This window comes from Xanthomonas sp. CFBP 8445 (assembly GCF_025666235.1).
In the GTDB taxonomy this organism is placed as follows: Bacteria; Pseudomonadota; Gammaproteobacteria; order Xanthomonadales; family Xanthomonadaceae; genus Xanthomonas_A; species Xanthomonas_A indica.
Genome location: NZ_CP102594.1, coordinates 1,300,622 through 1,320,688 on the forward strand (window position 1 = coordinate 1,300,622; position 20,067 = coordinate 1,320,688).

20 protein-coding genes, 1 tRNA gene and 1 pseudogene are annotated in these 20,067 nt (G+C 69.2%); 8 read left to right on the forward strand and 14 right to left on the reverse strand.

The genetic code is table 11. The features are described from left to right. Positions 1-2: 2 nt before the first annotated feature. On the reverse strand, positions 3-1,124 hold the full coding sequence (locus NUG21_RS05570) for a glycosyltransferase family 4 protein (protein WP_263392504.1): 1,122 nt from the start codon (positions 1,122-1,124) through the stop codon (positions 3-5). Next, the gene (locus tag NUG21_RS05575) at positions 1,121-1,864 is read right to left on the reverse strand and encodes a polysaccharide deacetylase family protein (RefSeq protein WP_160947560.1); all 744 of its coding nucleotides are present in this window, start codon (positions 1,862-1,864) and stop codon (positions 1,121-1,123) included. The genes NUG21_RS05570 and NUG21_RS05575 overlap by 4 nt, the downstream gene beginning before the upstream one ends. Before the next feature lie 152 nt (positions 1,865-2,016). Here NUG21_RS05575 and NUG21_RS05580 point away from each other — a divergent pair, with 152 nt between their 5' ends. Further along, complete coding sequence (locus NUG21_RS05580) at positions 2,017-2,574, forward strand: GNAT family N-acetyltransferase (RefSeq protein ID WP_242080558.1); 558 nt, start codon at positions 2,017-2,019, stop codon at positions 2,572-2,574. A 43-nt stretch (positions 2,575-2,617) separates the two neighbouring features. Here NUG21_RS05580 and NUG21_RS05585 read toward each other — a convergent pair whose 3' ends face one another. Next, the gene (locus NUG21_RS05585) at positions 2,618-3,676 is read right to left on the reverse strand and encodes a hypothetical protein (RefSeq protein WP_263392505.1); all 1,059 of its coding nucleotides are present in this window, start codon (positions 3,674-3,676) and stop codon (positions 2,618-2,620) included. Positions 3,677-4,169: 493 nt separating this feature from the next. Here NUG21_RS05585 and NUG21_RS05590 point away from each other — a divergent pair, with 493 nt between their 5' ends. From NUG21_RS05590 to NUG21_RS20965, 3 genes and pseudogenes are all read left to right on the forward strand, one after another. Further along, positions 4,170-5,012 (forward strand): TrmH family RNA methyltransferase, encoded by an 843-nt coding sequence (locus NUG21_RS05590; protein WP_263392506.1) that lies wholly within the window; start codon positions 4,170-4,172, stop codon positions 5,010-5,012. A 198-nt stretch (positions 5,013-5,210) separates the two neighbouring features. Beyond that, positions 5,211-5,300, forward strand: a complete 90-nt coding sequence (locus NUG21_RS05595) for a tryptorubin family RiPP precursor (RefSeq protein ID WP_017911958.1) — start codon at positions 5,211-5,213, stop codon at positions 5,298-5,300. Between the two features lie 623 nt (positions 5,301-5,923). Continuing rightward, positions 5,924-6,235, forward strand: a pseudogene (locus NUG21_RS20965) (cytochrome P450); the annotation flags it as partial. 231 nt (positions 6,236-6,466) lie between these two features. On the opposite strand, the gene NUG21_RS05605 reads toward NUG21_RS20965, so the two are convergent. The 5 genes from NUG21_RS05605 to NUG21_RS05625 all read right to left on the reverse strand — a co-directional run bounded on the left by NUG21_RS05605 (position 6,467) and on the right by NUG21_RS05625 (position 10,719). Continuing rightward, positions 6,467-7,519 carry a LacI family DNA-binding transcriptional regulator gene (locus NUG21_RS05605; protein WP_263392507.1) on the reverse strand — a complete coding sequence of 351 codons (1,053 nt, stop codon included), beginning with the start codon at positions 7,517-7,519 and terminating at the stop codon, positions 6,467-6,469. A 61-nt stretch (positions 7,520-7,580) separates the two neighbouring features. After that, complete coding sequence (locus NUG21_RS05610; RefSeq protein WP_263392508.1) at positions 7,581-8,996, reverse strand: M28 family peptidase; 1,416 nt, start codon at positions 8,994-8,996, stop codon at positions 7,581-7,583. A 93-nt stretch (positions 8,997-9,089) separates the two neighbouring features. Then, on the reverse strand, positions 9,090-9,509 hold the full coding sequence (gene mscL, locus NUG21_RS05615) for a large-conductance mechanosensitive channel protein MscL (RefSeq protein WP_019798175.1): 420 nt from the start codon (positions 9,507-9,509) through the stop codon (positions 9,090-9,092). Between the two features lie 110 nt (positions 9,510-9,619). Next, positions 9,620-10,327, reverse strand: a complete 708-nt coding sequence (locus NUG21_RS05620; RefSeq protein ID WP_160947567.1) for a fumarylacetoacetate hydrolase family protein — start codon at positions 10,325-10,327, stop codon at positions 9,620-9,622. Positions 10,328-10,446: 119 nt separating this feature from the next. Next, positions 10,447-10,719, reverse strand: a complete 273-nt coding sequence (locus NUG21_RS05625) for a hypothetical protein (protein ID WP_017910413.1) — start codon at positions 10,717-10,719, stop codon at positions 10,447-10,449. Positions 10,720-10,922: 203 nt separating this feature from the next. On the opposite strand from NUG21_RS05625, the gene NUG21_RS05630 reads away from it, so the two are divergent. Further along, positions 10,923-11,261 (forward strand): Rieske (2Fe-2S) protein, encoded by a 339-nt coding sequence (locus NUG21_RS05630; protein WP_019796678.1) that lies wholly within the window; start codon positions 10,923-10,925, stop codon positions 11,259-11,261. A gap of 31 nt (positions 11,262-11,292) precedes the next feature. Here NUG21_RS05630 and NUG21_RS05635 read toward each other — a convergent pair whose 3' ends face one another. The 4 genes from NUG21_RS05635 to thiS form a co-directional block, all read right to left on the reverse strand. Beyond that, positions 11,293-13,161: an SLC13 family permease gene (locus NUG21_RS05635; RefSeq protein ID WP_019796679.1), complete on the reverse strand. Its 1,869-nt coding sequence runs from the start codon at positions 13,159-13,161 to the stop codon at positions 11,293-11,295. A 116-nt stretch (positions 13,162-13,277) separates the two neighbouring features. Next, on the reverse strand, positions 13,278-14,036 hold the full coding sequence (gene trmB, locus NUG21_RS05640) for a tRNA (guanosine(46)-N7)-methyltransferase TrmB (RefSeq protein ID WP_263392509.1): 759 nt from the start codon (positions 14,034-14,036) through the stop codon (positions 13,278-13,280). A 10-nt stretch (positions 14,037-14,046) separates the two neighbouring features. Beyond that, positions 14,047-14,841 (reverse strand): thiazole synthase, encoded by a 795-nt coding sequence (locus tag NUG21_RS05645; protein ID WP_019796478.1) that lies wholly within the window; start codon positions 14,839-14,841, stop codon positions 14,047-14,049. Between the two features lie 64 nt (positions 14,842-14,905). Continuing rightward, entirely contained in the window at positions 14,906-15,106 is a 201-nt protein-coding gene (gene thiS / locus NUG21_RS05650; RefSeq protein ID WP_010341814.1) for a sulfur carrier protein ThiS, read from the reverse strand. A gap of 184 nt (positions 15,107-15,290) precedes the next feature. On the opposite strand from thiS, the gene NUG21_RS05655 reads away from it, so the two are divergent. Together NUG21_RS05655 and NUG21_RS05660 are read left to right on the forward strand one after the other, a co-directional pair. Beyond that, positions 15,291-17,114 carry an autotransporter outer membrane beta-barrel domain-containing protein gene (locus tag NUG21_RS05655; RefSeq protein WP_242080565.1) on the forward strand — a complete coding sequence of 608 codons (1,824 nt, stop codon included), beginning with the start codon at positions 15,291-15,293 and terminating at the stop codon, positions 17,112-17,114. 265 nt (positions 17,115-17,379) lie between these two features. Continuing rightward, a tRNA-Gly gene (locus NUG21_RS05660) sits at positions 17,380-17,453 on the forward strand. A gap of 214 nt (positions 17,454-17,667) precedes the next feature. Here NUG21_RS05660 and NUG21_RS05665 read toward each other — a convergent pair. Beyond that, the gene (locus tag NUG21_RS05665; protein WP_263392510.1) at positions 17,668-18,630 is read right to left on the reverse strand and encodes a LysR family transcriptional regulator; all 963 of its coding nucleotides are present in this window, start codon (positions 18,628-18,630) and stop codon (positions 17,668-17,670) included. A gap of 71 nt (positions 18,631-18,701) precedes the next feature. Between NUG21_RS05665 and NUG21_RS05670 the strand changes: the two genes are divergently transcribed. Then, positions 18,702-19,310, forward strand: a complete 609-nt coding sequence (locus NUG21_RS05670; RefSeq protein ID WP_263392511.1) for an FMN-dependent NADH-azoreductase — start codon at positions 18,702-18,704, stop codon at positions 19,308-19,310. An 80-nt stretch (positions 19,311-19,390) separates the two neighbouring features. Here the strand turns inward: NUG21_RS05670 and NUG21_RS05675 are convergent, their stop codons facing one another. Next, positions 19,391-20,011 carry a histidine phosphatase family protein gene (locus NUG21_RS05675; protein ID WP_019796140.1) on the reverse strand — a complete coding sequence of 207 codons (621 nt, stop codon included), beginning with the start codon at positions 20,009-20,011 and terminating at the stop codon, positions 19,391-19,393. Positions 20,012-20,067 lie beyond the last annotated feature (56 nt).

Below are 20,067 nucleotides of genomic sequence, written 5' to 3' on the forward strand. Positions count from 1 at the left end.
GCTCAGGCCGGATCGGTGCGCGACGACGCCAGCGGCTGCGGCGCGCAGCGCGGCTGCTGCAACAGGTGCACGAACTGCGCGGCGATCACCGCGCCGCCGAAATGGCGCTGCACGAAGTCGCGCCCGGCCTGGCCCATGCGCTGGCGGCGTTCGCCATCGCACAGGCGCAGGATCGCATCGCGCCAGCTATCCACGTCGCCGGGCGTGAGCAGTTCGCCGCTGACCCCGGGGTCCAGCGTCTCGGCGGTGCCGCCGACGTGGCTGGCCAGCACCGGCACGCCGCTGGCCTGCGCCTCCACCGAGACCCGGCCGAAGGTTTCCGGCGCCAGCGACGGGAACGCCAGCATCGACATCGCGTTGTAGTACGGCGTGGTGTCGTTGACCCAGCCGACGAAGCGGTGGCGTTCGCCATGCGGCTGCGTCGCAGCCTGCGCCTGCAACTGCGCCGCGTCCGGGCCATCGCCCAGCCACAGGCAGTGCAGCCGCGGCTCCTGCGCCATCGCCGCCGAGGCCGCCTCCAGCAGCGGGAAAATGCCCTTGCCGGCATGCATGCGCCCGCTGTAGCCGAGCACGATCGCATCCTCGGGCAAGCCCTGCGCGGCGCGGATGGCGCGGCCGCGTTCGGGATCCGGGCGCAGCCGCTCCATCGTCACCGGGTTGTACAGCACCTGCACCAGCGCTTCCGGGACGCCGCGCTCCAGGTAGGCCTGGCGCGCGTAGTGCGACACCGCGAAGAAGCGCGCCGCCAGCCGCGGGATGGCATAGCCGGACAGCGCGCTCATCGCCGGGGTGCGGTGGCGGAACAGCGTGACGGGGATGCCCAGCGCCCGCCCGGCCAGCAGCAGCGGCCAGTACTCCTTGCCGAAGTTGCCGACCAGCCAGTCCGGCCGGCTGCGTCGCGCCACCCGCAGCAGCGGCCCGTAGCCATCCGGATCCAGCACGTTGTGGAAGTGCCCGACGTGCACGGTGATGCCGCTGCGGCGCAGCTCGTCGGCGATCAGGCCGCCCTCGCAGGCGATCACCTCGACCTGGTGGCCGACGCCGGCCAGGGCCTGCGCCAGCGCCACGAAATGGGTGGCCGCGCCGGTGTTTTCGGGATTGGTGCCGACGAACAGGAATTTCATCCCCGCCGGTCCTCGTACGCGGTGAAGGCGCGCAGCGCGAATTGCGGCAGCAGGTGGTGGCGCGCGACCTGGATGCGCGGGTAGCGCATCGGGTCCGAGCCGGCCGGCGCACGGCCACGGCGGGTGCTGGTGGCGGCGGTGTAGCCGGCCTCGCGCACCACGTCGGCGACGCGGTCGTCGACATCGCCGTAGGGGTAGCAGAACTGCGGCACCGCCTCGCCGAGCAGGTCCTCCAGCTCGCGCTTGCAGCCGCCGATCTCCTCGCGCAGCGCCGCATCGCTGCACCGGGTCAGGTGCGGGTGCGAACGGGTGTGCGCGCCGATCTCCATGCCGCCGGCGCGCCACTGGCGCAACTCGGCGAGGTTCATCAGCGGCTTCTCGATGCCCAGCTTCTGCGCATCCCACACGTTGTGGCGGCCGATGCAGCCGCTGACCATGTACACCGTGGCGGTGAAGCCCAGCCGCTGCAGCACCGGCAGCGCCGCATGCAGGTTGTCCAGATAGCCGTCGTCCAGGGTGACCACCGCGACCTTGCCCTGGCGCTCGCCGCGCAGGTACGGCATGGCGTCGGACATGGACACGCCGCGGTAGCCCAGCCGCTGCAGCAGGCGCATCTGCCGGGCGAAGCGGCCCGGGCTCACGTACAGGCTGCGGTACACCTGCAGGTGACGCGGCGCTTCGGCCACGTTGTGGTACATGAAGATCGGAATGCGGGCCGTGGCGGCGGTGTCGGAGGGCATCGGGGAACGGCTCTTGGACAGAAGGGCGAGGTGCGGCGCGGGAGTCTAGCGGCGCTGGCTTTCGCTGGTCTGTCAGGAAAAACCCTCAGCCGTAGACGATCGCGCGCCACAGCCGGCGGCTATGCTGGGCGCCCGCAGCACAGGAGCCGCCGATGTCCGAGACCGCCGCCGACGCCCCCTGGCGCGATCTGCAACTGCATCTGGATGGCATCGTGCTGCGGCGTTGGTGTGCCGGCGACCTGGACGCGCTGGTGCGCCACGCCGACGATGCCCAGGTGGCGCGCGGGCTGAGCCGGCGTTTTCCGCACCCCTACACGCGTGCCGACGGCGAGGCCTTCCTGGGCGGACAGGTGATCGACCTGAACGACCCGGTGCTGGCGATCGAGATCGGTGGCGAGGCCTGCGGCGGGATCGGCCTGCATGCCGCGGCGCAGCCGGCGCCGGACCGGGCCGAGCTCGGCTACTGGCTCGGCAGTGCGTATTGGGGCCAGGGGCGGATGACCCGCATCGTCGCCGCCTACCTGGACTGGGCGGTGCCGGCATTGCGACTGCAGCGGATCGAGGCGCTGGTGCTGCCGGACAATCGCGGCTCGGCGCGGGTGCTGCAGAAGAACGGCTTCGCCGAGATCGGCGTGCGCCCCGAGGTGTCGGTACGCGACGGGAAACGACGCGATTTGCGGCTGTTTGCCCGGACCTGGCCGGCAGCCTGATCCGCGCGTCGCTCGTTCGGAGCGACGCGCAGGAGGCACGGCCTCAGTAGGAAATGGTCGCCGAGGCGGCGGTGGTGTCCACGGCGTAGTTGCACTGCACATCCAAGCCGGAGCTGTCGATGTACGATACCCACGCCGGTGACGTCACCCGTTGCATGCGGTAGTCGTACACGCCGATCGCGTTGAAGGTGATGCGTCGGTCGGGTGGATACTGGTCGCAACTGTCCACCGCGTACACTTCCAGCGCGCCGCCCACCACCAGGTGGGTACGAGAGTTGATGTCGTAGGTGGTGCTGAGCCGCACGCTCTGGCCGCTGGTGACGTTGCGCGTGTCGACGTTCCAGTTCGAGCAGGGCTTGCCGTTGTTGCAGGTGGCATAGGTGTCGCCCACGATCCGGTCGCCGGCCTTGGCCGGGATGAACTCGCTGTACCACACCATGCCGTCCTGGCAGCAGTTCCAACTGCTCAGGTCCCAGGTGTTGCTGTCGCCGCGATAGCCCAGCACCGGTTGCAGGATGGTCGGATCGTCGCTCTGCATCCCGGGGAAGAAGTACACCGTCTGCTGCGCCACGTTGGTCGGGTTCTGCGGCACCGTCCAACTGGCGACGATGCGGCCCATCTTGTTGCCGGTCACGTCGATGGCCGCCTGCACCCAGTCGTGGGTGATCGGCGGTGGCACCGCGCGACGCGCGCTGGAGCCCACCAGCGCGGCGCTGCCGCGGACCTGCCGGCCATCCGGGCCGCGCCCGTCGGGCTTTACCCGGATGCCGTTGGGCGTGAAGTTGTCCTGGGTGCAGGCCTGCGCCTGTTCGCGCACGCCGTCGGTGCGCTGCAGGCCGCCGTCGCCGAGGATGCGTTCGTTGCGATGGACCTGGCGCACGCAGGCGGGCGCGAAGTAGCCGAAAGGCGTCTGGATGTAGTCGTCGGGGACGTTGCTGGGTTTGTGCACGGCGCGCAGGGCGCCGACCCGGGTCAGGCGCGCATCGGGAGCGGCGGTTTGCGCCACTGCGCTGGCGCTGAGGCCGAAGAGTGTCAGCGTCAGCAACAATGCGGCGCAGGCGCGGTAGCGTGCGGTCCGGGAAGGGCGGAAGTCGGAATGCATGGGAGTCGCCTTGTCATGAGAATGCGGAATGCGTTCTCGGGAGGCTGTGCGGCGCGACGGCGCGGCGCGTAGCGGCGCCGTCGGTCGTGGCTTGCCTCCCGTCTGCGAAGCGCGTGGTGCGGGGCGTGCCTGCTCTCGATAAATGCCTGCGTGGTGGCCGTGGGAGTGGCGACCATGGACCCAACGCGCATCGCGCGCTTGTCGGATTTCCTCATGCATTGTCGGGAATCCCGCATGGTGTGGGGCGAGGGTGAACTGTTTCTCGGTCGTCGCCGCGATCCGGTTTGCGCTTCGTGTGGCGTGACGTAGACAAGTGCCGGCGCCGCGATGACCACACTGGGGCAGCCGGCGCCACGCGGATGAGCGAAAATGCCCGAAGCGCGCCGTTCCCGGCGCGTGGTCCACGCGCTTCCAGGAGAGTCCCCATGCGTCATGCCCTTCGTTCCCGCTGCGCCGCTCCGGCGTGGCGCGCCTGCGCCACGGGCGTGCGCCCATGACCTCGCCCTGGGGCAACCGCCCGCGCGGTGGCAATCCCCCCTCTCCCCCCGGGAGAGGGGCCGGGGGTGAGGGTGCGGCGGCCGCGACCAACCGCAACGAACTGCGCCTGTACGGCCTCAACTCCGTGCGTGCGGTGTACGCGCGGCGTCCGGAGGCGATCCGCAAGCTGTACCTGAGCGAGGCGCGGATCCCGGCGCTGCAGCCGCTGCTGAAGTGGTGCGTGGCCAACCGGGTCGGCTACCGGGTGGTGGACGAGGCCGACCTGCACAAGCTCGCCGCCAGCAGCCACCACGAGGGCGTGGTCGCCGACGTGCTGCGCGTCGCGCCGCTGGCCTTGGCCGACTGGCTGCAGACGCTGGCGCCGGGACCGGTGGTGGCGCTGTGGCTGGATGGCGTGGGCAATCCGCACAACTTCGGCGCGATCCTGCGTTCGGCGGCGCATTTCGGCGCGGGCGCGATCCTGTTGCCGGAGCAAGCCGCGCTGGCGCTGTCCGGTGCCGCCGCGCGCGTGGCCGAGGGCGGTGCCGAGGCGGTGCCGCTGGTGCGGCTGCCGCCGGCGATGCAGGCGCAGGCGCAGTTGCGCGGCGCGGGCTTCGCCTTGGCGGCGACGCTGGTGGCCGGCGGCGACGATCTGTTCGCAACGGCCTTGCCGCAACGCCTGGTCTACGTGATGGGCGCCGAGAGCGACGGCATGGATCGCGACTTCGCGCAGGCCTGCGATCTGCGCCTGTCGATCCCGGGCAGCGGCGCGGTGGAAAGCCTCAATGTCGCCGCCGCCACCGCGGTGTTGCTGGGGACCTGGCGCAGCCGGCATCCGCACGGATCCGCTGCGCGCTGAGCACGGCGTCACGCGTTGAGGACGGCCGGCATTTGGCTACGAAATAGTGTGCGCACGTGCCTGTTTCGGGTTTGCGGGGCGACGGTCGGCGGCGTAGCGTGCAGGCGCGCCTCGTCGATGCGATCGCGTCCCCGCGCGATGCGCGCCAGCGAGACCGCGCAGTCCTCCCCCGAAAGGGTCGTCGTCACTCCTGCGGAGATATCGCTCATGAAGCTGCTGTTCTCCATCAAGCACCTGCTCTCGTCGAAGAAGCCGCTGAAGTCGTACGCCTGGTACATCTGGTACTGAGCGCCCCTGTGCGTTGCCGCGCGCTGTCGCGTGCGGCCGGTGCCCGGCGGAGACGCTGCGTCGGGCGCCGTTCCTCCAAGAGATTCGCGATGTCCGCCACCCTGGTCGACCGGGACGCGCGCGCCACGGTCTTCGCGCCGCGTCTGCAGGCATTGCTGCGCACGCATGTGGGACAGGAGGCCTTCCGCCTGGATGCCGACACGGTCGGCGTCGCCGGCGCCGCGCTGAGCGACCGCCTGCTCGCGGCGCGGCCCGCCACCGAGTACGAACGGCCGACCTTCAAGCCGCTGCACGGCCGCTCGATCGCGCGCAGCGAGGCCGCCAAGCTGATGCAGGCGATCGGCCGCGATGTACGCGAGGCGCTGAAACGCCCGCCGCCGCCGACGCTCGACCTGTCCGGCCCGTGGCCGCATGTCGGCCATGTCTATCTGCGCGACCTGCTGCTCGGCGGCGACCCGTGGCGGCTGCGCCTGCTGATGGACCGCACCCTGGAACTGACGCCGCGCCTGACCTGGGCCGTGATCGCCGCCGGCGCGCTCGCGCCGCTGGCGCCTGGCGCGGAGGCATCGGCGTTGGCCACGCTGCTGTCGGCGGCCGACGGCTACCGCGCGCGCCGCGATGCGATGGGCCTGTACCGGCGCACCGCCGCGCCGGTGTGCTTCACCATTTCCACCCTGGTCGCCAATGCGCTGTGGCTGGGGTCGCCGTTCGACCTGCGCGTCTCCAACCGCAACCTGCTCTACGAAACCCTGCGCCTGCTGCCGCCGTCCTGGAACATCCTGCGCAACGCCTCGCCGGAATACGGCGCGCTGGATCCGCGCATCGGCGCCGCCGACGACGTGCTGGTGCTGCCCCTGCTCAGCCATCGCGATCCGGCGCTGTGGGAGGAGCCGGAGGCGTTCCGCCCGGAGCGCTGGGACGGCGTGGATCCCGATGCCTTGCCGGGCTACCTGCCGTTCGGGCATGCGTCCGAGCGTTGCTGGGGCCGGCACATGGTCATGCCGCTGGCCGAGCGGCTACTGGACCTGCTGCGCGACCAGGGGTTGGTGGCCGACCCGCGGCAACGCCGCGCCGACGTGCCGTTGACCGGCCTGCTGGGCGTCGCCCAGGTCGACGTGGTCCGGCACGCGCGCGCCTGAGCGGCAGCGCACGCGTCGCCGTCGCGATCAGCCCGCTGCAGGCGGCGCGGTGGACGCGCGCGTGACCAGAGTGTAGTCCAGCACCTGGTGGGTGCCGCGGCTGGGCAGGCCATCGCGGCGCTGGCGGATCTCGCCGAGCAGCAGCGTCACTGCCGCCCCGCCCATCGCCGCCACCGGCTGGTGGATGGTGGTCAGCTCCGGCCAGATCGTGGTCGCCACCGGCGTGTCGTCGAAGCCGGCGATGGACAGATCGTCCGGCACGCGCAGGCGCAACCCGTGCGCGATCGCCAGCGCCGCCGCGGCCATGTCGTCGTTGCTGCACAGGATCGCGCTGGGGCGCGGCGCGACCTGCAGCAGCGCGGTGGCCGCGAGCAGGCCGGAGCGGTAGGTGAACATGCCCTCGGCCACGCGCTCCGGCGCCACCGTCAGTCCGGCCCGGGCCATGGTGTCGAAGAAACCGCGGCTGCGCAGCGCGCTGGGCGTGTGGCCGGGATCGCCGCTGACGAAGCCGATGTCGCGGTGGCCGAGGTCGAGCAGGTGCTGGGTGAGCGCGCAAGCGGCCGCGTAGTCGTCGATGCGCACCGAGCTGACCCCGGGCAACGGCGCGCCGGTGGCCACCGCCACCAGCGGGATACCGCGCGCGTCCAGTTCGGCGATGGTCTGCCGCGCATCGCACAGCGGCGGCGGCAGGATCAGCCCATCGGCGCCGGCATCGAGCAGGCGTTCGGTGGCGGCGCGCTGGCTGTCGCTGTCTTCGCTCTTCTCCACCAGCACCTGGCAGCCTTCCAGGCTGCTCCGCTCCAGCACGCCGAGCATGAACTGGTTGAGGTAGGCCGCGCTGGGATTGCTGTACAGCACGCCGATGCGCGCCAGTCCTGCAGTGCGCAGCGAGCGGCCGGCGAGGTTGGGGCGGTAGCCGAGCGCCTGGATCGACGCCTCGACGCGCTCGCGCATGGTCGCGCTCACGCGCGGGTGGCGGTTGATCACGCGCGAAGCGGTCATCGGCGACACGCCCGCATGGCGGGCCACATCCAGCAACGTCACCGCTGAGCCCGCGCGACGTTGCCGTATGCCCATCAAAGGTCCTGGCGCTGCTGCGGAAGGGAGCGCCTGCGCGCGTCCTGCGCAGGTCCGGTGCACTTTACTCCCTGGGCGGTTCCACTGTCTTGGCCTGGCTGCCGAAACCGCCATCGGCCTGCGCCGCCAGATACGCGAACACCGCATACGCGGCAACGTTCTGCGCCAGCGCCTTCGGGTCGATCTTGTCCAGGGTGTCGTCGGCGGTGTGATGCAAATCGAAGTAGTCGCTGCCGTCCTGCGCCAGCCACGCCCAGGCGCCGCCCTTGGCCGCGAGCGGACCGACATCCGGGCCGGGGCCGCCGGCATCGGGCGCATAGGCGATACCGAGCGGCGCCAGCGCTTCGGCGATCTGCCGGGTCGCCTCACGCGAGCCGGCAGCATCGCCGGAGCCGGTGTTGAACGCGTAGATGCGGCCGGCGCCGAAGTCGCTCTCGGCGGCGATCTGGTGCCGCGCCACGTCCTTGGCATGCGCCTGTGCGTAGGCCTTGCCGCCGTACAGTCCCTGCTCCTCGTTGGCGAAGGCGACCACGCGGATGCTGCGCTTGGGCGCCTGCTCGAGCTGGCCGATCAGATGCCCGGCGGCCATGCTGATGGCGACGCCGGCACCGTCGTCGACCGCGCCGGTGCCCAGGTCCCACGAATCCAGGTGCCCGCCGATCAGCACGACCTCGTTGGGCAGCGTGCGCCCGGTGATCTGCCCGATCACGTTGTAGGAGGTGGCGGTGCCGTCCCAGCCACAGTCCAGCGCCAGGCGCAGGCGTACCGGGCCGCGCGCGAGCAGGCGCGTGAGCTGGTTGGCATCGGGCACCGACAGCGCCGCCGCCGGCACCGGCGTCAGTCCCTCGTCGAAGCGGGTGATGCCGGTATGCGGCACGCGGTGCGAATCGGTGCCCGCCGAGCGCATCACGAAGCCGATAGCCCCCTTGCGGATCGCTTCCGACGGCCCCTTGCTGCGCACCGCGCCGCCATTGCCGTAGTCCTTGCCGTCGCGCGTGCGCAGCATCTGGTAATCGACGAAGGCGATCTTGCCGCGCAGCGCGTCCGCGGGCGCCGCCTGCAACGCGGCCAGGTCGGCGAAGCGCACCACCTCGGCCTCGACCGTGCCGCCGGGGCTGCCGCCCAACGCGGTGACGGTCAGCGGTTGCGCATGCGCGCCGAGCACCTGCGCGTGTTCGCTGCGTCGCTCCCACTTCGGGAACGTCACCGGCTCGGTCCACACCTTGTCGAAACCCAGTGCCTTGAATTTGGCCGTGGCCCAGGCCACCGCGCGTGCGTCGGCCTCGCTGCCGGCCAGGCGCGGGCCGATTTCAGTGGTCAGCGATTCGACCACCTTCCAGCCGGTGTCGTCGGCCAGCGCACGCTCGCGCAACGTCGCCGCATCGCGCAGCGCCGCCTCCGGAATGCGCGTGGCCTCGGCGGCGACGGCAGGGGAGGACAGGCTCAGGACGGCAGCGATGACGACGGCGAGACGGCGCATGGAAGACTCCGTGGACAGGAACAGCGAGCTTAGCAGTGCCTCGCCGTCGTGCACGGCGCGGCCTCCATGCGAAGGCCGCGCACGCCGTCGCGCTTACTCGGGGCGCGGCTCGTGCTTGAGCGAATCGCGGATCTCGCGCAGCAGCAGCACTTCTTCGCTCGGGGCCTTCGGCGCCGGCGGTTCCTTGCGCGCGATGCGGTTGATCGCCTTGACCAGCATGAAGATGGCGAAAGCGACGATCACGAACTGGATGATGGTGTTGAGGAAATCGCCGATGCCGATCACCACGGCCGGCACCGGCTTGCCGGCCGCGTCCACCGTGGCCGCCTTCAGCGTCCAGGCCCAACGCGAGAAATCCACGCCGCCCACGAGCAGTCCGATCGGCGGCATGATGATCTTCTCCACCAGCGCGGTGACGATCTTGCCGAACGCGGCGCCGAGCACCACGCCGACCGCCAGGTCCAGCACGTTGCCGCGCATGGCGAATTCCTTGAATTCGCGGATCATGCTCATCGGAACTCCTCTCTTGTCAGTGCGGGCCTGTCGCCGCGGCGCTAGCCTAGCGCAGTGACTGTGGTCGTCGGATCACGGCATGCGCACGGCGCGCGACCATGCGCGTGGCTTCAGCCGACGATGCGGCCGTGCCGTTCGGCCACGTTCTCCAGGCGCGCGCTGAAGCGGTCGCCCGGGCGCAGCGCGGCCACGCCGGCCGGCGTGCCCATGAACACCAGGTCGCCGGCGCGCAGCGCGAACAGCTTGGACAGTTCGTGCAGGATCTCCGGCACGTTCCAGATCATCTGATCCAGCAGCGATTGCTGACGCACCTCGCCGTTGACTTCCAGCGACAGGTTCAGCGCCTCCAGCGCACCGACTTCGCCAGCCGGGATCAGCTCGCTGATCGGCGCGGACGCATCGAAGCCCTTGGCGATATCCCATGGCAGGCCCTTGGCCTTGGCGGCGGCCTGCAGGTCGCGACGGGTCAGGTCCAGGCCCACGCCGTAGGCCAGGATCAGCGCGTCGGCGGCTTCCACCGGCAGCACGCCGACCGGCGCGTCCTGGCCCAGCGCCACCACCAGTTCCACCTCGTGGTGCAGGTCCTGGGTCGCGGACGGGTAGGGGATGGCCTCGTCGCCGATCACCAGCGCATCGGCCGGTTTCATGAAGAAGGTCGGCTGGCCGCGCTCGGCCTTGGAGGCCGGCGCGCTGGCGCCCATCTCGCGCGCATGGTCGGCGAAGTTGCGGCCCACACAGTAGATGCGATGCACCGGGAACAGGCCCTGGCCGCGCACGGGAACGCGCGGAGCCTCGGCAGCGGCGAACAGGTCTTTCATGGGCATGCATCCAACGAGAAGGGGATGCAGCAGTCTACCGCGATGGGTTCAACCCAAATCCAACAGGCATATGGAATCCGCTTTTGCGAATCCCCGATCCCGACTCCCCAATCCCCGCCTTACAACGGCAACGCCGGCTTGCGCACCACCCGGTACTCGCCATCGACGACATGCCGGCGCGCGGTGGCCGGGCGCTTGCCGCGCTGGCTCAGCAGCTTCATGGCGATGCCGCCCAGGATCATCGCCGCGCCCACGAACACGCTGACGAACACCAGCCCGGCCAGGATCGCCAGGCCGAGCAGGCCGACCGCCAGCTTGACCAGCGGATGGCGCGGCTTGCGCGGCGCGAAGACATGCCGGAATTGGTCGAAATTGAAGAGGCGAGCACGCATGGCAGAACTCTGTTTCAGTTTGAACCGAAGGGGCGCAGTATCGGCGCTGTTTTATGTGACGGAGTGAAAACTTCGTTAAGCGAAAAATTAACACTTTGCGTTCAACCGCTTGCATGTCCTCGTGGAGTGAAGCCGCGCACCGGCGCGGGGCTCGCGCGTCCGTGCCAGAATTGCGGCCCCATCGCTGTGCGCGCCTGTAGCCCATGACCGACTCTTCCAACGTGCTGGCGTCGCTGCACGACCTTGTCCCCGGCGAACTGGCCGAGGCCGAGGCGCTGCTCGGCGACGAGTCCGAATCGCTGCTGCTGTACCGCGAAGGCGACAGTGTGCGCGCGTGGTTGAACGTGTGCCCGCATGCCGGGCGCCGCCTGGACTGGGCGCCGGGGCAGTTCCTGAAGAGCCGCGAGGGCCATGTGGTGTGCGCCGCGCACGGCGCCGCGTTCGACCTGCAGGACGGCCTGTGCGTGTCCGGCCCGTGCCGCGGCCAGAGCCTGCACGCGGTGCCGGTGGACGTGCAGGCAGGGCAGGTGGTGCTGGTCTAGCGCGCAGGTCGCGCTTGCGATGCGGCGCGCGCTACAGCGCGTGCCACCAGCCCATCGACATCAGGTTGACCATCAGCACCACCACCAGGGTGTAGATCAGCGACAGCGGGCCGCCGACGCGCCACAGTTCGCGCGGCTGGTAGTTGGCCGGGCCGGTGATCATCGAGATCACCGGATTGGACGCGGTCATCAGGTTGTTGGACGCCGACAGCGCCACGATCAGCGCGAACGCGGTGGGATTGCCGCCGGCCGCCAGCGCCAGGTTGACCGCGATCGGCACCATCACGATGGTCGCGCCGACGTGGCTGATCACCAGCGAGAACGCGGTGGTCAGCAGGCCCAGCGCGATCTCCAGCGCCCACACCGGGATGCCCTCGGGCAAGCGCGCGATGGTGTGGCCGGCGACCCAGGCCGCCGCGCCGCTGCTGTCCATCGCCCAGCCCAGCGGGATCAGCCCGGCCATCAGGAACACGGTCTTCCAGTTGATCGAGGCATAGGCCTCGTCCATGCGCAGCACGCCGGTCAGCAGCATGCCGGCCACGCCGGTCATCAGGGTCAGCGCCACCGGCAGCTTGGACGTCAGCGCGATCAGGATGGTCAGGGCGAAGATCGTCATCGCGATCTTGAACTTGTGCGGGCGGTGCTCGCCCTTGGGGTAGTCGGTGACCACCACGAAATCGCGGCTCTCCGAGGCCTGCGCCAGGTCCTGCCAGATGCTGTGGAACACCAGCATGTCGCCGGCGCGCAGCGGCACCTTGCGCACGTCCTCGCGGATCACCTGCTTGTCGCGGTTGATCGCCAGCAGGCTGATGCCGGCCTGCTTGCGCAGCCGCAGCTCGGCCGCGCTCTTGCCGATGAAGCGCGAGGTCGGCGGGATCACCGCCTCGGAGATGCCGGCGCGGCTGGGGTTGAACAGGTCGCCCAGGTTGCGCAGGCGCGAGGACAGGCGCAGGAACTGGTTCTGCGCGAAATCGGCGACCTGCTGGCGCGCGCCCATCACCCCGAGCACGCTGCCGACCCAGATGCGCATGTCCGCCGGCGGTGCCAGGCGGGTGTCGTTGCCGGTCTTCAGGGCCAGCAGCAGGGGGGCGTTGTGCACGGTCTCGGCTTCGCCGAGGGTCATGCCGACCAGCGGGCTGTCGGCGCTGACGATCAGTTCGAACACATCGCCTTCGATGCCGTAGGTGCGCGCGAAGTAGCTCTCGGTGCGCGCCGGGGTGACGCCGTCGTTGATCAGTCGCTCTTCTTCGGCCAGCGCCTTGTCGCCGCGCACGCGGAAGTAGATCAGCGAGGCCAGCAGCAGCGCCACGCCGATCGGCAGCGGCGCGAACATGCGCAGCGGCTCGATGGTGGCCATGCCCGAAGGCAGGTTGTTGTTGGCCGACTGCAGCAGATCGTTGAGCAGGATCAGCGGCGAGTTGCCGACCATGGTCAGTGCGCCGCCCATCACGATGGCCGCGGCGATCGGCAGCAGCAGCCGCTGCAGGGTCAGCCCGGTGCGCCCGGCCAGGCGCGAGGCCACCGGCAGGTACAGCGCCATCACCGAGGGGTTCTGCATGAACGAGGAATTGAGCCCGGCGATGGCGGTGGTGAGCAGCATCAGCCGCTCCTCGACCCCGCGCGCGCGGCGCAGCAGCCACGACGCCAGCCGGTTCAGCGCACCGGTGCGCTCCAGCCCGGCACCGAGGATGGTGGTGGCGATGATGCTCATCACCGCATTACCGGAGAAACCGCTGAACAGCTCCTCCGGCGCGATCAACCCGGTCACCCCCAGCACCACCAGCACCACCAGCGCCACCACGTCGGCACGGATCCGCTCGAACACGAACATCGCCATGGTGAAGCCCACCAGCCCGAGCACGAGCTTCATATCGGTGGTCAGCGTCAGCGCGGTATCCATTGGGGGCCGGGATTGGGGATTGGAGATTCGGGATTAGCTAACGGCGCTAACCAGCACCGGCCGCGGTAATGGCATGCCGCGGATGCATTGTGTCCGGAACGTGGCGGATTCGCTCTTCATCCCGAATCCCGACTCCCCAACCCCGGCTTGTCATACAGCAAATCCCACACCCCATGCCCCAGATTCTGGCCGCGGGTCTCGAAGTGGGTCTGCGGGCGCCAGTCTGGGCGCGGCACGTGGCCGCGCGGGCCGGCGCGGTTGACCAGGCCGGGGGTGGCGTCGAGCACGTCCCACATCTGCTCGGCATAGTCGGCCCAGTCGGTGGCGCAGTGCAGGCGGCCGCCATCGCGCAGCTTGCGTACCAGCAGCGCGGCGAAGGCCGGCTGCAGCAGGCGCCGCTTGTTGTGGCGCTTCTTGTGCCAGGGGTCGGGGAAGTAGATGCGAACCTCGTCCAGGCTGCCGTCGGCGATCTCGTGCTGCAGCACCTCCACCGCGTCGTGGTGGTACAGGCGCACGTGGTCGGCACCGTCCTCGGCCAGCGCATTGAGCAGGCGGCCGACGCCCGGCGCATGCACCTCGATGCCGATGTAGTCGCGGCTGGGGTCGTGCTGCGCGGCATGCCGCAAGGCGGCGCCGTTGCCGAAGCCGATCTCCAGCACCTTGGGCGCGCTGCGGCCGAAGGTGGCGTCCAGATCGCGCGGCTGGCCGCTGTAATCCAGGCCGAAGCGCGGCCACAACGCGTCGAACGCACGCTGCTGGGCCGGGGTGAAGCGGCCCTGGCGCAGCACGAAGCTGCGCACCTGGCGGTGCCCTTCCTCGACGGTGAAGGGTTTCGGCGGGGTCTTGGCGCCGGCGCTGGAGAACGGGTCGGTCATGCCTGCGGCCTCACCCGATCAGCCCATCGACCGGCGAGGAGGCGCTGGCGTAGCGCTTGCGCGGGATGCGCCCGGCCAGGAACGCCTCGCGGCCGGCTTCCACCGCCTTGCGCATGGCGCTGGCCATCAGCACCGGATTGCGCGCGCCGGCGATGGCGGTGTTCATCAGCACGCCGTCGCAGCCCAGCTCCATCGCGATCGCCGCGTCCGAGGCGGTGCCGACGCCGGCGTCGACGATGATCGGCACCTTGGCGTTGTCGATGATCTCCAGCAGGTTGTAGCGGTTCTGGATGCCCAGGCCGGAGCCGATCGGCGCGGCCAGCGGCATCACCGCCACGCAGCCGATCTCTTCCAGGCGCTTGGCCAGGATCGGGTCGTCGCTGGTATAGACCATCACCTCGAAGCCGTCAGCCACCAGCATTTCGGCCGCCTTGAGGGTCTGCACCACGTCCGGGAACAGCGTGCGCTGGTCGCCCAGCACTTCCAGCTTGGTCAGGTTGTGGCCGTCGAGCAGTTCGCGCGCCAGCCGGCAGGTGCGTACCGCATCCTCGGCGGTGTAGCAGCCGGCGGTGTTGGGCAGGATGGTGTACTGCTCCGGCGGCAGCACGTCGAGCAGGTTGGGCTCGCCCGGGTTCTGGCCGATGTTGCTGCGGCGGATCGCCACGGTGACGATCTGCGCGGCGGCGGCCTCGGTGGCCAGGCGGGTCTGTTCGAGATCGGCGAACTTGCCGGTGCCGGTGAGCAGGCGCGAACGGTAGGGTTTGCCGGCGATCACCAGCGCATCGTGGGGGGCGGGAGCGTTCATCGGCGGATTATCGCCCATCGCACCGGCCCTGCCGAGTCCGCGCCGTGGCGCGCGGCGGCGCGATTCAGCCCCCGCCCAGCGCGTGCACGATCTCGACCCGGTCGCCGGCATGCAGTTCGTGCGTGGCGTGTGCCCCGCGCGGCACGATCTCGCCGTTGACCTCGACCGCGACTCGTCGCTGTCCCAGCCCCTCGGCCTGCAGCAGCGCGGCCACCGTGGTGGCCGGCGCCAGCGTGCATTGTCTGCCGTTCAATTCGATGTTCATGCCATCATTGTGCAATGCGCGCCCACCGGCGTGCGAGTCGTGTTCTTGCGGCAGTGCAACGTGAGCGTGTCCGGCAGAGGTGAAATGATGTCGGCCATGCGGCGACGTATGGTGCGGCCGCACCTCGGTTTCGTTCCACTTCGTGTTCCATTTCTGTGTTCCATTTCTGCCCGGGAGGGCTTCCATGACTTCGTCCGTCCGTCCGCTCCGCTCGCTGCTCGCCGCCGCGATCGTACTCGCCGCCGCGCCTGCGTTCGCGCAGTCCACCACCTACAGCCGCACCGTGTTCTTCGGCGACAGCCTCACCGACGCCGGCTACTACCGTCCGCTGCTGCCGGCTTCGGTGCAGGCGGTGACGGGCCAGTTCACCACCAACCCGGACTTCGTCTGGGCGCAACACGTGGCCCAGTACTACGGCACCAACGCTGCCGCCAACGGCAACGGCCAGATCGGCGACGACTATGCCGCCGGCAATGCCCGCGTCGGCGTGGCCAACGCCAGCGCCCTGGGCGTGGCGCCGTCGCTGGCGACCCAGGCCAGCAACTACCTGGCGGCCAACGGCGGCAAGGCCGACCCGAATGCGCTGTACTCGGTGTGGGGCGGCGCCAACGACCTGTTCGCGATCGCCGGCGGTGCGCCGGTGCAGGCCACCATCGGCAATGCGGTGACCGCCGAGGTGGGCATCGTCGCCAGCCTGCAGAACGCCGGCGCGCGCTACGTGATGGTCAACAACCTGCCCGACGTCGGCATCACCCCGCGCTTCCGCGCCGGCGGCGCCGCGGCGATGGCGCAGGGCACTGCGCTGGCCACCGCCTACAACACCGCGCTGTTCTCCGGCCTCAAGAGCGCCGGGCTGCGGGTGATCCCGGTCGATACCTTCCACCTGCTGCAGGAAGTGGTGGCCAACCCGGGCACTTACGGCTTCACCAATGTCACCGGCACCGCCTGCCAGCCGCAGGTCACCGCGCAGTCGCTGACCTGCAACCCGACCAGCTACGTCAGCGCCGACGCGGCCGACACCTACGTGTTCGCCGACGGCGTGCATCCGACCGGCCGCACCCACGAGCTGCTGGCGCAGTACGCGCTGTCGATCCTGGAGGGCCCGCGCACCCAGCAGATCCTGACCCACTCGGCGCAGATGGTCGGCCGCTCGCGCGCCGACCAGGTCGCCTGGCACGTCGATGGCCGCCCGGAGGCGGACGGCGTGCGCTGGTGGGGCAACCTGCGCGGCGACATGCAGCGCTACCAACACGGCGACCTGTACGACGGCATGGCGCCGGCCGGCCTGTTCGGCGTGGACTGGTCGCGTGGCGAGTGGGTGTTCGGCGGCTTCGGCGGCTTCGGTCGCACCGATGCCGACTTCGGCAACCGCGGCGGCGACTACACCCAGGACGACAGCACCCTGGGCGGCTTCGCTGGCTGGTACGGCGAGCATGCCTGGGTCAACGCCCAGGTCAGCTACACCTGGCTGAGCTACGACGTCACCCGCAAGGTCAACCTCGGCCCGGCCACCATCGAGCACAAGGGCTCGCCGGACGGCAGCAACCTGACCGCGGCGCTGCAGGGCGGCTACGAGTTCGGCGAAGGCAGCTTCAAGCACGGCCCGGTGGCCGCGGCGATCTGGCAGAAGGTGAAGCTCGACGGCTACACCGAGAGCAACCCCAACTCCAGCGCGCTGGGCTACAGCGACCGCGACGTCGAGTCGATGGTCGGCCGCATCGGCTGGAAGGCCAGCATCGACGCCGGCACGGTGAAGCCGTACCTGCAGGCCACCTACGACCACGAGTTCAAGAAGAACCAGGAAGCCACCGCGTGGCTGCAGACCATGTCCGACCTGGGCGAGTACGCGGTGCCGGGCATCGACTTCGACCGCAACTACGCGTCGGTGGTGCTGGGCGCGCGGACCAAGCTGTGGGGCTTTGAGAGCAACGTCGGCATCGCCACCACCACCGGCCAGTCGCGCGCGCACGACACCTCGCTGTTCGTGAACTTCGGCGGCAGCTTCTAAGCACTGCTCGACGTCACCCGCCTTGCCCGGCTGCGTGCCGGGCAGGGTAGGGCAGAGGATGGTGAGGTACACCAACGGCATTGGATGCCGGGTGTAGGAGGGGCTTCAGCCCCGACGGCTCGGACTCGAGCCGTCGGGGCTGAAGCCCTTCTGCATTTTCCCGGGCACGCTGCTGGGGAGTGCTGGGATCGCCCGCGCGCTGCAGACCGCATCGCGCCGATTTCTTGCGCAACCCCCGGCCCAGCGCATAGACTGCACCGGCAACGCGGGCGTAGCTCAATGGTAGAGCTGTAGCTTCCCAAGCTACTGACGTGGGTTCGATTCCCATCGCCCGCTCCACGTCCTGCAAGCGTCCCGGACAATGTGCGCGCTCCGCAATCGAGCGGTTGAATGTCCTGCGACCTTTCCCGCTGTCGCGCCGTTCTGGTCACCGTGTACGCATCTGGGTGATGCCCCAGTCCGCAACGGCGACTCGGCTCGTATCGTCCTCGTCCACCCTCTCTGGTCAACGGCCGATGCTGCGCGTCTGGCGCTTGCCTGCATTCCGCTGGCGCTAGCGAACGCGTTCCATGCACGGGGACAGAGGCGCTTGTGGATCTGGACCATCGGAATCGATCCCCGCAAGCCGGCGCCACAACCAGTCCGCTGCGGGCCGAAGCGTGGCGTCTTTGCGTTTCGCCACCGTGATTCGAAGCGTTTGGTCGGATTTCCAGGTCGCGGAGGCCAATTCGACGAGCCGTTCCGCCGCCAGGTCGTTGATCACCATGTGCTGCGGCATGCCTCCCCATCCCAGTCCGGCGAGCAACATGCCGTAGGCGGCGCCCAGGTCGTCGATGTGCCAGACATTGGGCGAATGGAAGGACGTGTCCGTTCTGGACCTCGCCGCTGGATCGAGCAGTGCGATTTGCACATGGTCCTTCAGGTCTTCCGCTGCGACAGTCTTCGCGATCGCGGCCAAAGGATGATGTGCCGAGGCCACGGTAATGATCGGCACGGTGGCCACGGTCACCGCCTCCAGCTCGGGGTGAACCTCGGACGTCCCGTCCAACAAGCCGATGCTGGCCTGTCGGTCCAGCACCTTTTCCGCCGCCTCGCCTGCGTTGTGCATGAGCACGCTGGGCGAAACGGCTGGCCAGGCAGTGCTGAACGCGCGTAAGGCGCGGTAGAGGTCGCACATCGGGAACAGCGTGTCCACGGCCAGTCTGACTTCGGCCTCGGCGCCAGACGCCAGGTCTCTCGACAGCGCCTGGAACACATTCACCTCGTCGCAGATGCGACGCGCCCGAGTCAGGAGGGCACTGCCGGCGCTCGTGATCGCAGGGCGGTAGGCGCTTCGGTCAAAAAGCGTCACGCCAAGTTGCTCTTCCATGCGTTGAATGCTGTGGCTCACCAACGATTGCGCCTTGCCCAGTGCGCGTGCCGCAGCAGAAAAACTTCCGTGGTCGGCTGCCGCGATGAAAATGCGCAGTTGATCGAGCGAGAACGCATCTCCATCTGGAATCTTGATGGTCATCATCAGGTTGGCAGCAGTTTTTTAAGTTTTCGAGCTTCGTTAGCGTAGCGCATCTTTCCTGACGGAGTTTCTCGATGACGCGGCTTCTCGTTCTCAACAGCAGCATCAATGTGTCTGGCTCGATTTCCCGTGCAATGGTGCATGCCTACGTGCAAGCGCACCTGCTTGCCCATCCAGCGACCGTGGTGGTGCAGCGCGACCTGGTCAAGGAACCCTTGCCGGCGATGCAGCCGGAGATGCTTCCTCTGTATCTCGGCCGGCCGGAACAGGCGGACGACGCGGCCGCGGCGCTCTGCGATGCACTGATTCGCGAGGTGGAACAGGCCGACGTCATCGTCATGGGCTTGTCGATGTACAACTTCTCGTTGCCGGCCTCGGTCAAGGCATGGCTCGACTATGTGGTGTGTGCCGGCAAGACCTTTCGCTATACCCCAGAGGGGCCGCAAGGCCTTCTGCCGGCGGGGAAACAGGTGATCGCACTTGTCGCCAGCGGAGGCATCTATTCGCACGGCGATGGCGCAAACTACGATTACCTGTTGCCCTACTTGAAAACCATCCTGTCCCTGATTGGTCTTTCTGACGTGCGAGCGGTGCGTGCGGAAGGCACGGCGCTCGGCGACGTGACGGCCATTCGAGAGAAGGCCATCGCGGAGGCCGCGGCGCTGGCGAAGCAGCTAGGGTAAATGGGATCGTCGTGAATCGCGACCGCGGTTGCCTGCACGGCAGTGCCTTCCAACGCCGCAAGCAAGGGCGTCGGATTGCACTAGACGCGAAGCCCCAGCGTGTGATGGGTTTCGTTGAGGCGATGCAGGGTGAAGTTGCCTTCCTCGATCGCGATTTCATTCACGCAACACGGCTCCTGCTTGATGCGCCAGTAGCGCGCCAGCGGCAGCCCGAGGCATTGCAGGAGGAGCACCCGGTTGATGCTGTCGTGGCCGACCAGGACGACGGTCTGGCCGCTGTGATGATGCAGGATGTTGTGCAGCACCTTCATGGCGCGAACCAGCACGTCCGCCAGCGTTTCGCCTCCTGGAATGAGTGCGAGGTCCGGCATCGCAAACCAGGTGCGCGCGCTCTCGGGCCAGCGCGCAGCCACTTCGTCGTGCGTCAGCCCCTGCCACTGGCCATAGTCGATGTCGGACAGGTCCTGCAGGATCTTGGCCGGCACGCCGGTCGTCCGCGCGATCGCGGCGCCGGTCCGTACGCACCGCGACAGCGGGCTGGTGTAGATCGCGTCCGGTGCCCAGCTTTGCGCGACTCGGGTCGCCAGCGCCGCGGCCTGCAGCTCACCAAGCTTCGATAGTGGCAGTTCCGCGCGCCCGCGGAAGCGCTCGGGTGCAATCCAGTCGACATGCCCATGGCGGGCGAGGATCAGGGTGGTCATGTCGCCTTTCTCTCATTGTCTTGTCGAACCAATGCTGAGCGGTGAGGCGGTGCCAT

Excerpts from the sequence above, each read along its gene's own strand:
- NUG21_RS05645 (WP_019796478.1), bottom strand. The coding sequence starts at position 14,841 with ATGAACGCTCCCGCCCCCCACGATGCGCTGGTGATCGCCGGCAAACCC.
- NUG21_RS05630 (WP_019796678.1), top strand. The coding sequence starts at position 10,923 with ATGACCGACTCTTCCAACGTGCTGGCGTCGCTGCACGACCTTGTCCCC.
- NUG21_RS05620 (WP_160947567.1), bottom strand. The coding sequence starts at position 10,327 with ATGAAAGACCTGTTCGCCGCTGCCGAGGCTCCGCGCGTTCCCGTGCGC.
- NUG21_RS05585 (WP_263392505.1), bottom strand. The coding sequence starts at position 3,676 with ATGCATTCCGACTTCCGCCCTTCCCGGACCGCACGCTACCGCGCCTGC.
- NUG21_RS05575 (WP_160947560.1), bottom strand. The coding sequence starts at position 1,864 with ATGCCCTCCGACACCGCCGCCACGGCCCGCATTCCGATCTTCATGTAC.
- NUG21_RS05610 (WP_263392508.1), bottom strand. The coding sequence starts at position 8,996 with ATGCGCCGTCTCGCCGTCGTCATCGCTGCCGTCCTGAGCCTGTCCTCC.
- NUG21_RS05625 (WP_017910413.1), bottom strand. The coding sequence starts at position 10,719 with ATGCGTGCTCGCCTCTTCAATTTCGACCAATTCCGGCATGTCTTCGCG.
- NUG21_RS05590 (WP_263392506.1), top strand. The coding sequence starts at position 4,170 with ATGACCTCGCCCTGGGGCAACCGCCCGCGCGGTGGCAATCCCCCCTCT.
- mscL (WP_019798175.1), bottom strand. The coding sequence starts at position 9,509 with ATGAGCATGATCCGCGAATTCAAGGAATTCGCCATGCGCGGCAACGTG.
- NUG21_RS05570 (WP_263392504.1), bottom strand. The coding sequence starts at position 1,124 with ATGAAATTCCTGTTCGTCGGCACCAATCCCGAAAACACCGGCGCGGCC.
- NUG21_RS05580 (WP_242080558.1), top strand. The coding sequence starts at position 2,017 with ATGTCCGAGACCGCCGCCGACGCCCCCTGGCGCGATCTGCAACTGCAT.
- NUG21_RS05675 (WP_019796140.1), bottom strand. The coding sequence starts at position 20,011 with ATGACCACCCTGATCCTCGCCCGCCATGGGCATGTCGACTGGATTGCA.
- NUG21_RS05635 (WP_019796679.1), bottom strand. The coding sequence starts at position 13,161 with ATGGATACCGCGCTGACGCTGACCACCGATATGAAGCTCGTGCTCGGG.
- trmB (WP_263392509.1), bottom strand. The coding sequence starts at position 14,036 with ATGACCGACCCGTTCTCCAGCGCCGGCGCCAAGACCCCGCCGAAACCC.
- NUG21_RS05670 (WP_263392511.1), top strand. The coding sequence starts at position 18,702 with ATGACGCGGCTTCTCGTTCTCAACAGCAGCATCAATGTGTCTGGCTCG.
- thiS (WP_010341814.1), bottom strand. The coding sequence starts at position 15,106 with ATGAACATCGAATTGAACGGCAGACAATGCACGCTGGCGCCGGCCACC.
- NUG21_RS05665 (WP_263392510.1), bottom strand. The coding sequence starts at position 18,630 with ATGATGACCATCAAGATTCCAGATGGAGATGCGTTCTCGCTCGATCAA.
- NUG21_RS05655 (WP_242080565.1), top strand. The coding sequence starts at position 15,291 with ATGACTTCGTCCGTCCGTCCGCTCCGCTCGCTGCTCGCCGCCGCGATC.